Origin of the sequence: Nitrosomonas sp. H1_AOB3, assembly GCF_015709435.1 — a bacterium.
Lineage (GTDB): Bacteria > Pseudomonadota > Gammaproteobacteria > Burkholderiales > Nitrosomonadaceae > Nitrosomonas > Nitrosomonas europaea.
In genome coordinates this window covers 378,089-392,266 of the sequence record NZ_CP054389.1, presented here as the reverse complement: position 1 = coordinate 392,266, position 14,178 = coordinate 378,089, and the positions used below count along the sequence as shown (strand labels likewise).

Sequence of the window (14,178 nt, the reverse complement as noted above, 5' to 3'; positions counted from 1 at the left end):
ACAAAAAGGATAAAAAATGCTGAAATTCAATCTGGCTGTGTTGATTTCAATGTTACTGATCTCTTTTTTCCCGCAAGCGTATGCAGCAGGATGGAAAAAGATCGAAATACCCGATAACGTGTCGACCATTCTGGATGATGACGGACGCTATAAAGATATCAAAACCGGTTGTGCGTTCAGTCATTTACCGGATGAAGCCGGTTTACCCAATAAACCGTTTCATTTTTATTACCGGAAAGGCACCAAAGCAAAAACACTCATCTATTTCAACGGAGGAGGCGCCTGCTGGAATGGTGCAACATGCCTGACTTCGCTGACCGTACCGGTTACACAGACGACTCGGCCTGCCTATAATCCTTCGATTGAAAACGAAAACGATCCTGAAGAACTAGGTGGAATACTGGATTTCACTCGTGCAGATAACCCGCTTAAAGACTGGAATATGGTTTTCGTCCCCTATTGCACGGGAGATGCACATCTTGGCTCGAAAAATGAAGTCTATGTCGATCCTTCAGGAATCATCAATCATGGTGATGCCGTTCTCGTGCAGCATCGCGGTTTTGACAACTTTATGGCGGTGCGAGAATGGCTGAAACACCGAGCTGATCGACCAGGTACCGAACAAGTACTGGTAGCCGGATCCAGTGCAGGTGCTTATGGCGCTTTAATGAATTTTCCCCGGTTACACAGCATTTACCCGGATAAAACGAAAATTTCATTACTGTCTGACGCAGGGACAGGCGTCTTCACCAGCAATTTTCTGAATACGGTTTTTGAACCCGATGGCCCATGGGGAACTGAGCATACCCTCGCAACCTGGATACCGGGAATCAACCGGATCGGCAATTATAACGCACTCAACTTTTTCACCAGTCTGGCAACCGGGATCGAACGTCATTTCGTCAACAGCAAGTTTGCTTATGTAACGACCGCCTGGGATGACGTGCAGATGTTATTTCTCAACATCATGAGAAAGACAGGACAGGGCGTCAACGATCCCAACCAGTGGTTCAATCTGACACCGGTAACGGCTGTGGAATGGAGCTTGAGGATGTTGACCACATTGCATGCAAATGCCCTGATCAACCATAATTCGAAATACTATATCAGCGCCGGGACATATCACGTCGGGCTGGTCGATGTATTTGCACCGGGTGTTTTTTATACCGAAAAAAGTGCGGGGGGTATCTACCTGAAAGACTGGGTCAACCGGCTGGTTACTGATGACAGAAAATATCCACTGATCAATCTGATGTGTAGCGGTACTTGCGGAGCACCTTTTCCTCCCTGAGTTGAACAGGCTCTGAGGAAAAACAGATCACCTCTCCAGTATTCTTCGGTTATTTCTGTTTTTAAAAGGATGAATGATCAGAAAACGAACAAAGTGACTGTAAATTTTGTTCTTCGTGGCTGCAGAAATAGTTCTGCAGCCATTTTCATTACTGTCGGTTGTCTGTGCAGCCTTATCGAGGGGCTGAGTGTTCACGCAGCCATGCCTCCAGCTCGATTGCCGGTACCGGCCGGTGAAACAGGAATCCCTGATAATAATCACAACCTTGCTGACGCAGGAAATCCAGTTGCTGTTCCGATTCGATACCTTCTGCCAGCACACCCAATTTCAGCCCGCGCGCCATGGCAATGATCGTTGCGGCAATCTCACGGTCGTTGGGATCATGCGCCAGACCGCGTACAAAACTTTGATCGATCTTCAATTTGTCGATGGGAAATCGTTTCAGATAAGTCAATGACGAGTAACCCGTACCAAAATCATCGATCGCCAACTGAATGCCAAGTGCCTTCAGCCTGTTCAGCGTTTCAATCGATCGCTCCGCATGTTCCATGAACATACTCTCGGTCAGTTCAAGCTCCAGACAAACCGCCGGGAGCCGCGTTTCCTCCAGGATCCGCTGCACCAGCTCAACCAGATTCTCCGATTGAAACTGCCGCACCGACAGATTGACGGCCATCACGAGTGGTGGCAATCCGGTATCGATCCAGGCGCGACCCTGCTCACAGGCGGTGCGCAACACCCATTCCCCCAACGGCACGATGAGACCCGTTTCTTCTGCTATAGGAATGAATTTTCCCGGTGGCACGATGGTATTATCAGGCGGCTGCCAGCGTGCCAGTGCTTCCACCCCGATCACGTGGCCGGCACGCGCATCGATCAAAGGCTGATAATGCAAAATGAATTCTCCGGCAGCCAGTGCATGGCGCAAACGGTTTTCCATTATCAGCCGTTCATTTGCCGCGATGCTCAAAGCTTCCGTATGGTAGCGATAGGTATTGCGGCCTTCTTTTTTCGCCTGATACATTGCCATGTCGGCGTGCTGAATCAATTCGGTCGCATTGCTTGCGTCATCCGGGAAAAGGCTGATCCCGATACTGGCATTGATGAAAATCTCGTGACCACTGGGCAGCACAAACGGGGTGGCAAGTAAATCGATCAGGGTTTGCGCGACAATTGCGGATTCACTTGGATCTTTGACATCTTCCATCACCAGTAAAAATTCATCCCCACCCAGGCGGGCCAGTGCATCTTCCTCACGCAATCGGTTCTTAAGCCGCTCGGTCAGCTTGATCAACAGCTCATCCCCGATCGGGTGCCCGAGACTGTCATTGACATTCTTGAAACGATCCAGATCGATATAAAGTGTCACTACCCGCAGGTTGTACCGCTGCGCCCGCTCCACGGCATGATGCAGGCGCGATTGCACCAGCAGCCGGTTAGGTAATCCGGTCAGTGGATCGTAATGCGCCAGATGTGCCAGCTGCGCTTCGGATTGTTTTATTTGTGAAATATCGGTAAATACGCCGACATAATTGCAGAGTTCCTTCCTGCCGTTACTCGCTGAATTGATACTTACTGCACTGATAGTCAGCCATTGCGGATAAATCTCACCATTCTTGCGGCGATTCCAGATTTCTCCACTCCAGTAGCCTTCTTCCTGCAGGCTGGACCACATCGCCTGATAAAACGACTTGTCATGGCGCCCGGATCGGATGATCTTGGGATTTTTGCCCACTACTTGAGCAGCACTGTAACCGGTAATCTCCATGTACGCGCGGTTGACAGCAACGATACGCGGTTCCAGATCCGTAACCACAATACCTTCGCGAATAGATTCGAATACCGTGGCTGCCAGTCTCAAGGCTTCTGCCGCATAGACTTTTTGCACGGCCAGCGCCGTAAAGGAGGCAAATTCTTCAACCAGTACCAGATCGGCAGAGGTAGGTTCACGCACTGTACGATGATAGATGGCAAACGTACCCAGAACGCTCTCGTTTTCATCTTTGAAAGGAACAGACCAGCACGCATGAAGATCAGCTTTCTGTGTAAATTCCAGATAAGGCTGCCAGTACGGATGATGATCGATATCGGAGACGATCACCGCTTCACCCCGCCAGGCGGCCGTACCACAGGAACCAACACCCTCACCAATCACCAGTTGATCGGCTGTTGCATTGAAATCATCCGGCAAACTGGGTGCTGCACCCAGCTTAAGACATTTTGCCTGCTTATCCAGCAGCAAAATGGAAACCAGCATATCGGGATTGATCGTTTCGAGGTGCTTTGCAATATCGCTCAGAATAACCGGCAGCGGCTGACTGGCAACGATCAGATTCAATGCCGACTGATGTGCCTGCCTGATCAATTCGGCCTGTTTATGTTCACTGATATCCAACCAGGTACCGACCACCTCATGCGGCTGACCATCAGCATTCCGGATGAGCCGCAGTTCGTCGAGAATCCAGATGATTCGACCATCGCGGTGGTAAAAACGGTAGTCATGCGTCAACTGACCATCTTTCAGCAGTATCGGCTGACGCTCTAGCACCTGCTCACGATCATCCGGATATAAGTGAGAAAGCCACCAGCCGGGAGCAAGTGCTTCCCCCGGGGTATAGCCGATCAAACGCTCGATATTCTCGCTGACCCAGACAGGTTGCAGTACATTTCCGGTGAAACGCAGGTTGTACAGAACCATCGGACTGGCAGCCAGCAAATGGGAAAGACGCAGATTGGTCTGTTTCAGATTGATTCGTTCTCGCGTCAGCTCGGCCAGCCAGCGCGCTTTTTCCAGCGTAGCGGGAACTTCGAACAGATAGCCTTCATGCCTCGACAGATAATCTTCCACGCCCAGATGCAGTGCACGCGCCGCAATCATTTCACTTCCCTGCCGGGTAATCAGCACGATAGGAATATCCAGCTTGCGCTCCTCGCGCAACAGCCTGATAAACTCCAGACCATCCATACCTCCGGACAGACAGTAATCCACCAGCACTATATCGAAATCTGCGATCTGATCCGGATTGACAGGCAGCAGCGCCAATGCGTCCTGTGCACTCGTCACCGCCGTCAGATGCAAATGAGGTGCATGTTGAGCCAAATGATGGCGCATCAGATCGATATCGGAACGGCTATGTCCGACATACAGTACTCGTGACAAAGGCGAATTACGCTCTGTGCCATTCGTGCGGAAACGTACCAGTGCACTGCGCAATGTCCGCGGCAACCGCTCCAGATAATCCCCTTCCCTGACCAGATAACCGTCAGCACCCGCCTTGAAGGCTGCACCCCCCCTGTCATGCTCACCCGGTCCGGTCATGATCACCACCGCCAGTGGCAGCCGCCATTCCCTGATATAACGCAGCACTTCCAGACCCGAACCATCGGGCAGATCAAGATCGGTCAGCAGCACATCATAATGAACGGATTTCTCCAGGCACGCCAGGCACTCAGCAAGCGATGCAACCGTGGTCAAATCAATTTCAGGAGTTGTTCGCGCCAGCGTGCGCCGCACAATATCGGCATCACTAAAATTGTCATCGATATAAAGGACCCGCATTACGATTACCCGTCTGATCCATCAGGCATGCAACCGTAAATCCCTGTCTGCTGCACCATATCCATAAAACTATCAAAATCAACCGGCCTGACTAACTGTATAAAGTCGACCCCAAGAGACTGAAAAAGCCCGCTGATTATACTGCATGTCAAAATCAATGCCATTGTCACAAATCCGCGGGATAATCCATTTATTTGCCGGAATTCCAGACCGGGCCAGAACCGGAAATGCGCTGGATTGTCAGAAAATCATATTTACTTTTTATATCTGTAAAAAATGAAAATCATTATTGCTGCTTTGACTGGTTTAATAATGGTTGTAACTGTCTTTGTAATGGAGAAAACCGTGACACCCAATTCTGTAAATGTGAAACAGACCATCGACTCAAAAACGGATTACATCGTTCTGGGAATGGGGTGCTTCTGGGGGGCCGAGAAGCGCATGGGAGAACTTCCCGGAATAGTTGATGTGGAAAGCGGCTACGCAGGGGGCGACCACGTCGATGCCGGTTATCAGGACATCCTGAATTTTGAACATGCCTTGCGTGCCGGCAAGACTGCCGGACGAAATCATGCCGAAGTGGTGAAAGTAACATTCGATCCCGCACAAGTGACACTGGAACACGTACTGGCCAGATTCTGGGAAAGTCATAACCCGACTCAGGGCGACCGCCAGGGCAATGATATCGGCAGCAATTACCGCAGTGCTGTTTATTACCATGACGAAAACCAGAAAACACTTGCACTGACTACCCGAGAAATCTATCAGCAGGCACTGGCAACAGCCGGCTATGGCCAGATCACGACCGAAATCCTGCCCCTGAAAAATTACATTACCGCAGAAGAGTACCATCAGAATTATCTGCAGAAAAATCCCGATGGTTACTGCGGTCTGGGAGGAACAGGTGTGAAATATCCAGCTCCCGATCAGCATATTATCCGGGGCGACACCTCGTCTGTTCCAGCAAGCCCTTCCCCGCAATCACTGGATGGCAAAAATCTGAATTTTGACCAGCAACTGGTGATTTTCGAATCAGAAAATTGTGAATTCTGCGCTCAGTTCGACCGGGATATTCTCGCCCACTGGCAGGCGGATATTCCAATGGTAGCGACGAAAAATACCAATCCTCCCGCGGGCTGGACACTGGATAAACCCTTGTTTGCCGCACCCACGATCGTACTGTTCAGAGAAGGGAAAGAAGTGGCCCGCTACACCGGCTACACTGGAGAAAAAGAGAACTTCTGGCAATGGCTGGGCTTTCAGATGCTGACACCGGAACAGCAGAAAATCGCCTTTCAGCAGGGGACTGAGCGACCTTTCACCGCCTCCAATCTGGATGAGAAACGTCCGGGCAGATTTGTCGATCCGATCACCGGCGCTACACTGTTTTTCAGCAAAACCAAGTTTAATAGCGGAACCGGCTGGCCCAGCTTTTTCGAACCCGTTGAAGGATCAGTGACCTACCATGAGGATCATTCCGGCTATATGCAACGGATCGAGGTTCGCAGCGCCAGCTCCGGTATTCACCTCGGCCATGTTTTCGATGATGGCCCTCCCCCCAGCTATAAGCGCTATTGCATCAACGGTAATGTGCTGAAATTCATTCCGGATTGATCGTCACGGTATCCTGCAGGAAAAAGAGAAAGTGCGAAGGCAGAGGTACAGCCTTCGCACGTGGATCAGATTTTACTAAGTCTTATTAAGCCAGACTGATTCTCGGACTGCGACGCCGCAGCATCAGCATCGCCAAACCACCCAGCCCGATCAGTAAGCCGCTGGCAGGTTCCGGAACGGTATTATCCCCAGGTTCACCAGGATTACCCGTATCACCGATACCCGCAACAGTCAGCCGGAGAGTCTGGCCATAACCTGAAATACCGCTGTCCACAATACTATAGGCCAGCAAACCAGAATTGAAGCCGGTAAAGGTGTTGAGGAACTGGATATCATCAAAATTACCCCATGTACCGGTAATATTGCCGCCGACGTGGATAAGATCATAGAAAGTATCCGCTACAGGCTGGAGGAATGAACTGAAATCCAGCGTCAGCAAGCCATCAATGGTGAAATCACCACCAATGAAAAGTTGGTCATATACTGTCGGGCCAAAAATATCGAAGGCCAGAGTACCGTCGCTTGAAAGATCGCCGGTAATCGCGAGTATCCCTGCTCCGGACGAGCTGCCCAGGCTGATCAACCCATGATTGATGACATCACTGTCGAGCGTACCACCATTGCCCGAGAGGCTGCCGATGGACCCGATCGTTACGCCATTGGTTGCCGAAACGACGCCGCCATTCTCGATGTTGAGCGTACCTTGACCGAAGGAGCTACCAACAGTAAGGGCTCCTGAGTTTTGCCAGAGCGAATTTGCACCAGTAACAGTGGCAATACCCGTAGCATTAGTACCAGTGCCAATGTAACCAACGGTATTGGTAACTTTCCCGCCATCCTGTACGTTGAGTGTGCCACTAACATGAAGAGTGGTTGAGTTTTGCCAGAGTGAATTCTGCCCAGTTACAGTAACAATGCCAGAAGTAGCAGAAGAACCAGTAAAGCCACTGATAGAACCACCGGTATTAGTCACTTTCCCACCATTCTCGATGTTAAGTGTGCCCCGATCAACACTGAGACCGGCAGAACTTTCCCAGAGCGAGCCCGTGCCGGTAACGGTAACGTTACCGGTGGAACCGGCATAATAGCCAATGGAATTCCCGGCACTACTAACCTTCCCGCCATCCGCAATGTTAAGCATACCCTGGCCATATTCACCGACACGGAAAGAACTCGAACTTTGCCAGAGTGAGCCTGCGCCGGTAACGGTAGCGATACCGGTAGAGCCGACATTGCTGCCAAGATTACCCCCGACATTAGTCACTTTCCCGCCATCCGCAATGTTAAGTGTGCCCTGGCCATTGAAACCAACGGAGAGACCACTCAGGTTTTGCCAAAGCGAGTTGGCGCCGGCAACGGTAGCAACACCGGCAGAACCGGCATTGAGCCCAATGTAACCGTTACTACGCAAGAGATTCACTCCTCCTATACTACCGAAGAAACCACTACCACTATTCATCAGCGTCGCACCGTTATTGACGGTAAGGCTACCGTCACCACCAGTAGGGCCAACACCAGCGTTGCCGATAACGACGCCCTCAACAGCGGTATCAGTACTAATGGTCTGATTGCCGCCAAGAATCAGTGGAGCTGCCTGTACCACTTGCCCAAAAGCCAGCGTGGCAGCAAGCAGCGCGCCGGTATAAACCAATTGATTATTATTTTTCAAATCAGGATCCTCATGGAAACACTGCCGGGGACAGCCATTGAAATGGCTGAGACTGCTTGCCAGACTGTGCTGCCCCGGACTGGAATTTATTGAAAAACCTGCCAACCCTGGCAGGCATGAAAAGCAGAGACGCTGAATACCGGCTGCCCTCTGTCAGCCGGCATCCAATATCACTAGAGCAATTTTCATGCCAAAAATACAAGATATTGAATAAAAACAATAAAACACGGAATAATGGCAATGTTATGTTATGTTATGTTATGTAAAAATTGCCGACACACTTTTGGGTGCTCTGCAAACTTTTTTTGAATTTTTTACGGGATTTTCAACGAATTTTTCCGTTCTTTTCCACAAGAGCGAGAAAAATGATGTGGAATTTCAAAGATGAATGAACGAAGAAGAGGAAGTGTAAAAAATCCCGACAGATTGCCCGCATCGATCAGACCCTGTCTGCCAACAGCCTGGGGAATCTTTGATCAAATCCCACATGACCGCACATTACGTGTTGCGGATGGAATGCAGCTCATGGAAAACTCGATCTGAGATGTCTTATTCTATTTCCAAATCAAAAATGACGAGAAGGCGAGCCGCAGACAGTATGAACAATACGGCAAGGGGAAGCCGACAAAGTAAGTTTTGATTTAGAATTGAAATTAATCCATGATTCCGAATTCAGCAGCTACCTTGACATAAAAAAGACGTACACCCTCGGTACGCAATCGTGCAAAGAGCTGATCGGCCTCTTCTTCACTGACCACCATCACCACCTCCAGCGGCTGGTCCGACAACTCGAAAAAATGCACCGAATGAAAACGCTTGTCATGCCCCATGCCTTCACTGCCCGGAATCAGCGTCGCTCCGCGCAAGCCCATCTCTGCAGCCAGATGCATGAGCCAGTCAGCCAAAGGTTTACCGGCGTGCTGTCGATCCTGCTGGGTGAAAAACGTAATCTGGTAACCATTCATGACAATCTCCTCATGAGGATTTAAACCACGTCACCGTGGCGATACCTGCCAACGTCATAATCAGTGATCCCGCGACATGAACAGCAATCGCGCTCATGGCCCATGCATACAGACCACGCTGCAACAGGCTGACGATTTCGGCCGAGAAGGTAGAGAAGGTAGAAAGCCCGCCGCAGAAGCCGGTGATGACCAGCAAACGCCACTCTGGTGACAAATTCGGCATGTGGGCAAAAAAGGCTATTGCAACACCGACGACATAGCCGGCTATCAGATTGGCCACCAATGTACCGGGCGGCACGTCAGGAAACAGGTTGTTGAGCTTGAGTCCCAAGCCCCATCGCAGAAGTCCGCCAATCGTTGAACCCAGGGCAATGGCGAGAATAGGTTTCCACACGGTATCGTCCTCTCTTGAAATTGTTTTTGAGGACAGGCCAATACCTACGCGCAGCCTGTCCGGCCAGTCGTAGGCATCATCAGCCACTGATTGTGGCGGTTAATGGAGGAATGCCATCTCCAATCATTATTATATCGGAACCGGTAAGAACAAGTCATCGGGCAGTTTCAGCCTGGCACAAACAGTACAAGCCTCACTGCGCGGGTGAGGAAAAAATGTAAGCAAACGAGGGTTAGCAACACGGCGAGTATAATGGCAACCAAGATAGGATTCCCGGTACGGAGATACGCAGCAAATCGATTCATACCGTCTTCATATACAAGGCAGAAACGCAATCGAGCCCATTCAAAGTACCAACGCGAGAAGATCCAGCCACTCCACCTTGTCAGATTTGCCTCCAGAAAATAACGGTATAAAAACAAATTATCGTTCTATATGAATAAAGCAGAACAATCTTCACACACCCCCATGATGCAGCAATATCTGCGGATCAAAGCGCAGCATACCGATAAGCTGCTGTTTTACCGCATGGGGGACTTTTATGAACTGTTTTACGAGGATGCCGAGAAAGCAGCAAAATTGCTGGATATCACCCTCACCCAGCGTGGATCCTCTGCCGGGGAACCGATCAAGATGGCAGGTGTACCGTTTCATGCAGCCGATCAATACCTGGCCAGACTGGTCAGGCTGGGTGAATCCATCGCCATCTGTGAACAAACCGGAGATCCCGCCACCAGCAAGGGACCGGTAGAACGGCAGGTTATTCGCATTCTTACCCCCGGCACTCTGACTGACGCCGGATTGCTGGAAGAACGCAGCAACAGTATCGTACTGGCACTGGCACTGCATCGTGGCTCGATCGGGCTGGCCTGGCTCAACCTGGCGGCGGGCGATATGCGTGTACTGGAAACCTCTTCGGATAACCTGACAAGCGAGCTGGAACGCCTGCATCCGGCAGAAATTCTATTGCCGGAATCGCTCGATCTGCCAGCAACGTTGAATAATTTTGCTGGACCCAAACGTTTACCGGACTGGCAGTTCGACTATGAACATGCCATGCAGCAGCTTACCCGGCAATTTGGCACTCGCGACCTGAATGCCTTTGGCTGCGAGGATTTGCACGCAGCCATCATGGCAGCTGGCGCATTGTTCGAATACGTCAGACTGACACAACAAACCGCAACAGATGGATCATCCGGGCAGTTGCCCGGCCATCTGCATACATTACAGGTAGAGCGACAGGATGCCTACTTGCGCATGGATGCCGCCACACGCCGCAATCTGGAAATTACACTGACACTGCGCGGCGAGGATGCACCCACACTGTCGTCTCTGCTGGATACTTGTTCGACCGGGATGGGCAGCCGGTTGTTGCGACACTGGCTGCATCATCCGTTACGCAACCGGATCACGCTGCAGCAACGGCTCGATACCGTATCCGACCTGATCGGGGCACAACCGGAAACCCTCTATGCGGGTATCCGGCAGCAGTTCAAACATATTGCCGATATCGAGCGCATTACCAGCCGGATTGCACTGAGAACGGCCAGACCCCGCGATCTGTCCGGCCTGCGTGACAGCCTGATGCGACTCCCCGGAATCATCGAACTGATCGCAACCTCGGCAGCAGCTGCCGTTCATCGTTTCATCCCGCCCATGCAACCAGATCCCTTACTCACGCAATTGCTCGTTCGCGCACTGCAACCGGTACCCGGCGCAGTCATCCGCGAAGGCGGCGTGATTGCTGACGGCTTCGATGCCGAGCTGGATGAGCTGCGAGGCTTGCAGGGAAATTGCGATGAATTCCTGCTACAGCTGGAAGCGCGCGAACGTGAGCGTACCGGAATCCCGAATCTCAAAGTGGAATATAACCGGGTGCATGGTTTTTATATCGAAGTGACCCGCGCTCAAGGAGAAAAAATCCCCCCGGACTACCGCCGCAGACAAACCTTGAAAAATGCGGAACGCTACATCATTCCCGAGTTACAGGCATTCGAGCACAAGACATTGTCCGCGCGCGAACAGGCGCTGGCCCGGGAAAAAATGTTGTACGAACGACTGCTGGAACAGCTGGCTGATTTCATCATTCCCTTGCAGGAAATCGCCCGCTCGGTTGCAGAACTGGATGTCTTGTGTGCCTTTGCCGAACGCGCCGATCTGTCCGGTTATACCAAACCGGTATTCACCGATGATCCCGTTCTGATCATCGAAGCCGGCCGGCATCCCGTGGTAGAAAATCAGGTGGAGCACTATATCGCCAATGATGTACAACTTGGAGCAATCACACGGGAAAACCGGCAAATGCTGGTCATCACCGGGCCGAACATGGGCGGCAAATCCACTTACATGAGACAGACGGCACTGACCGTCCTGCTGGCACATTGTGGCAGCTTTGTTCCAGCCCAAATTGCCCGCATCGGGCCAATCGACCAGATTTTTACCCGGATTGGTGCTGCCGACGATCTCGCGGGCGGGCGTTCTACTTTTATGGTGGAAATGACGGAAGCAGCCGGTATTTTACGCAATGCAACTGCCCAAAGTCTGGTACTGGTCGATGAAATCGGCCGGGGTACCTCAACTTTCGACGGGCTTGCACTGGCTTTTGCCATCGCCCGCCACCTGCTGACCCAGAACCAGAGTTATACCCTATTTGCCACCCACTACTTCGAACTGACCCGGCTGGCAGAAGAGTTCCCGCAAGCTGTCAATATCCATGTCACAGCGGTAGAGCACAAAAGGCGTATCGTTTTTCTGCACCGGATAGAGGAAGGGCCTGCCAGCCGGAGTTACGGGCTGCATGTCGCCGCACTGGCAGGTGTACCTGATAGAGTCATCAGGAATGCTGCAAAAATTCTGGCGAGACTGGAGCAGGAAACGCTCAGCAGAAGCCCTCAGCAAACATTATTTGAAACAGTCGAGGAAAATGCGAAAGCCGTGCCTGCTTCCGTGCACCCGGTGCTTGATTACCTCGAGCGGATCCACCCCGATGAACTGACCCCCCGGGGTGCACTGGAACAGCTTTACCTGATCAAATCGATGCTCAATCAAACGGATTGATCAATGCTCATGGCCGTGCGGTCCGTGCACATGGCCGTGAGATAGCTCTTCCGCCGTTGCCGGACGTACTTCCGTCACCGTGCACTCGAATTGGAACGTCATACCGGCGTAAGGATGATTACCGTCTACCACTACGACATCATCGGTAATCTCTCTCACCGTATAGATGCAGAAATCATCGGAATCTTCCTCACCGCCTTCGAATTGCATTCCGACTGCGACTTCTTCCGGGAATGCATTGCGTGGCTCGACCCGCATGAGCTCTTCATCGTACTCACCAAAAGCATCTTCCGGTTCCATTTGCAAGGATAAGGCTGCTCCAGTCTCTTTTTCATGCAAAGCTTCTTCTACTGCTGGAAATATCCCGTCATAGCCGCCATGCAGATAGCTGACGGGCTCTTCGGTTTCTTCCATTACATTGCCTTCCTGATCGATCATTTTGTAGTGGAGTGACACTACCGTATTTTTTACTATGCGCATGTTTTCCGCCTGAATCAGGCTTCCTTTTGGTTGATAAAACTCGTTGTTCGAGCTCCCGATACTGATTGCCCGACACATGGCGCGAAACTCCTGCGATGAATGTCGGTTATTCCATGTAAACGAATCGCTTCCAGGTGAGCCTTGGTGGGATAACCTTTATGCCGATCGAAACCGTAGACCGGGTAAGCTTCGTGCAATCGCAACATTTCAATATCCCGTGCAGTTTTGGCAAGAATCGAGGCTGCTGAAATCTCGGCCACCAGACTATCCCCCCTGATTACTGTCTGCACTTCACAATCCAGTCGTGGCGCATGGTTGCCATCCACCAGAACCAGCGCATTGGGAATCGGCCGCAGGCTGACTACTGCTCTTTGCATTGCAAGCAGGCTGGCTTGCAGAATGTTCAGCCGGTCAATCTCTTCAACCGAAGCAGAAGCAATTGCCCATGCACGAGCACGCTGTTTGATCTGGTCAGCCAGGCTGATTCGCTTTTTTTCGCTCAACTGCTTGGAATCAGCCAGTCCCTCGATGACATCAGCAGGATCGAGCACCACACAGGCAGCGTAAACGGGCCCGGCCAGTGGCCCCCTGCCTGCTTCATCCACACCGTAGATGACCTTCCCGTCCTGGGCATATTCATGCTTCAACGGGATCCGTCTTTCCGCCACGTGTCCGCTGCGAACCGAATCAGATTGCCCGGGCAGTACACATCAGTTGCGCTTCGGTGACCACCTGGCCATCCACTTCAGCACAGGCAGCATATTTCCAGATACCTTTGAGCTGGCGGGTGATTTCAACTTTCAATACCAGTTGATCCCCTGCGATGACCGGTTTCTTGAACCGTACCGCGTCGATACCCACAAAATAGTACACCTGCCCATTATCCTTTTCCATGTTCTCCGACCGAATGGTCAGTAAGGCGGCTGCCTGGGCCAGTGCCTCAACGATCAGTACGCCCGGCATGACGGGATGATGGGGGAAATGTCCGGAAAAATAGGGTTCATTGATGGAAACATTCTTGTATGCATGAATCCGTTTACCTGATTCCAGGGAAACCACCCGGTCAACCAGAATCAATGGATAACGATGCGGCAGGTATTTCAGTATTTCATGAATATCCATCACGGTTTGTCTATCTCCCTGTTTCAT

The 14,178-nt window shown here is 51.3% G+C and carries 10 protein-coding genes and 1 riboswitch; of the genes, 3 read left to right on the top strand and 7 right to left on the bottom strand.

Features of this window, described 5'->3' with window-relative positions; genetic code table 11:
• The first annotated feature begins 16 nt into the window (after positions 1-16).
• On the top strand, positions 17-1,291 hold the full coding sequence (locus HRU73_RS01885; protein ID WP_287399221.1) for a pectin acetylesterase-family hydrolase: 1,275 nt from the start codon (positions 17-19) through the stop codon (positions 1,289-1,291).
• A gap of 172 nt (positions 1,292-1,463) precedes the next feature.
• Here HRU73_RS01885 and HRU73_RS01880 read toward each other — a convergent pair whose 3' ends face one another.
• On the bottom strand, positions 1,464-4,850 hold the full coding sequence (locus HRU73_RS01880; RefSeq protein WP_287399219.1) for an EAL domain-containing protein: 3,387 nt from the start codon (positions 4,848-4,850) through the stop codon (positions 1,464-1,466).
• A 345-nt stretch (positions 4,851-5,195) separates the two neighbouring features.
• Here HRU73_RS01880 and msrA point away from each other — a divergent pair, with 345 nt between their 5' ends.
• On the top strand, positions 5,196-6,464 hold the full coding sequence (msrA, locus tag HRU73_RS01875) for a peptide-methionine (S)-S-oxide reductase MsrA (protein WP_287399217.1): 1,269 nt from the start codon (positions 5,196-5,198) through the stop codon (positions 6,462-6,464).
• A gap of 85 nt (positions 6,465-6,549) precedes the next feature.
• Here the strand turns inward: msrA and HRU73_RS01870 are convergent, their stop codons facing one another.
• The 3 genes from HRU73_RS01870 to crcB form a co-directional block, all read right to left on the bottom strand.
• Positions 6,550-8,133: a beta strand repeat-containing protein gene (locus tag HRU73_RS01870; protein ID WP_287399216.1), complete on the bottom strand. Its 1,584-nt coding sequence runs from the start codon at positions 8,131-8,133 to the stop codon at positions 6,550-6,552.
• Between the two features lie 653 nt (positions 8,134-8,786).
• Positions 8,787-9,098, bottom strand: coding sequence for a DUF190 domain-containing protein (locus HRU73_RS01865; RefSeq protein ID WP_287399215.1), 312 nt, complete (start codon positions 9,096-9,098; stop codon positions 8,787-8,789).
• 10 nt (positions 9,099-9,108) lie between these two features.
• Entirely contained in the window at positions 9,109-9,492 is a 384-nt protein-coding gene (crcB, locus tag HRU73_RS01860) for a fluoride efflux transporter CrcB (RefSeq protein ID WP_287399214.1), read from the bottom strand.
• Between the two features lie 63 nt (positions 9,493-9,555).
• Positions 9,556-9,622: riboswitch (Fluoride riboswitch) on the bottom strand.
• Between the two features lie 305 nt (positions 9,623-9,927).
• Between crcB and mutS the strand changes: the two genes are divergently transcribed.
• Positions 9,928-12,549, top strand: a complete 2,622-nt coding sequence (gene mutS / locus HRU73_RS01855) for a DNA mismatch repair protein MutS (RefSeq protein WP_287399212.1) — start codon at positions 9,928-9,930, stop codon at positions 12,547-12,549.
• Here the strand turns inward: mutS and HRU73_RS01850 are convergent, their stop codons facing one another.
• Genes HRU73_RS01850 through fabZ form a run of 3 tightly spaced genes read right to left on the bottom strand, consistent with a single transcriptional unit; the run spans position 12,550 to position 14,178 of the window.
• Positions 12,550-13,029: an FKBP-type peptidyl-prolyl cis-trans isomerase gene (locus HRU73_RS01850; protein WP_011112260.1), complete on the bottom strand. Its 480-nt coding sequence runs from the start codon at positions 13,027-13,029 to the stop codon at positions 12,550-12,552.
• A gap of 14 nt (positions 13,030-13,043) precedes the next feature.
• Positions 13,044-13,697 (bottom strand): ribonuclease HII, encoded by a 654-nt coding sequence (rnhB, locus tag HRU73_RS01845; RefSeq protein WP_287399211.1) that lies wholly within the window; start codon positions 13,695-13,697, stop codon positions 13,044-13,046.
• 19 nt (positions 13,698-13,716) lie between these two features.
• Positions 13,717-14,178 (bottom strand): 3-hydroxyacyl-ACP dehydratase FabZ, encoded by a 462-nt coding sequence (fabZ, locus tag HRU73_RS01840; protein ID WP_276677405.1) that lies wholly within the window; start codon positions 14,176-14,178, stop codon positions 13,717-13,719.

Coding starts and splice junctions, on each gene's coding strand:
- mutS (WP_287399212.1), top strand. CDS start 9,928: ATGAATAAAGCAGAACAATCTTCACACACCCCCATGATGCAGCAATAT.
- HRU73_RS01865 (WP_287399215.1), bottom strand. CDS start 9,098: ATGAATGGTTACCAGATTACGTTTTTCACCCAGCAGGATCGACAGCAC.
- HRU73_RS01850 (WP_011112260.1), bottom strand. CDS start 13,029: ATGCGCATAGTAAAAAATACGGTAGTGTCACTCCACTACAAAATGATC.
- HRU73_RS01880 (WP_287399219.1), bottom strand. CDS start 4,850: ATGCGGGTCCTTTATATCGATGACAATTTTAGTGATGCCGATATTGTG.
- HRU73_RS01885 (WP_287399221.1), top strand. CDS start 17: ATGCTGAAATTCAATCTGGCTGTGTTGATTTCAATGTTACTGATCTCT.
- fabZ (WP_276677405.1), bottom strand. CDS start 14,178: ATGAAACAGGGAGATAGACAAACCGTGATGGATATTCATGAAATACTG.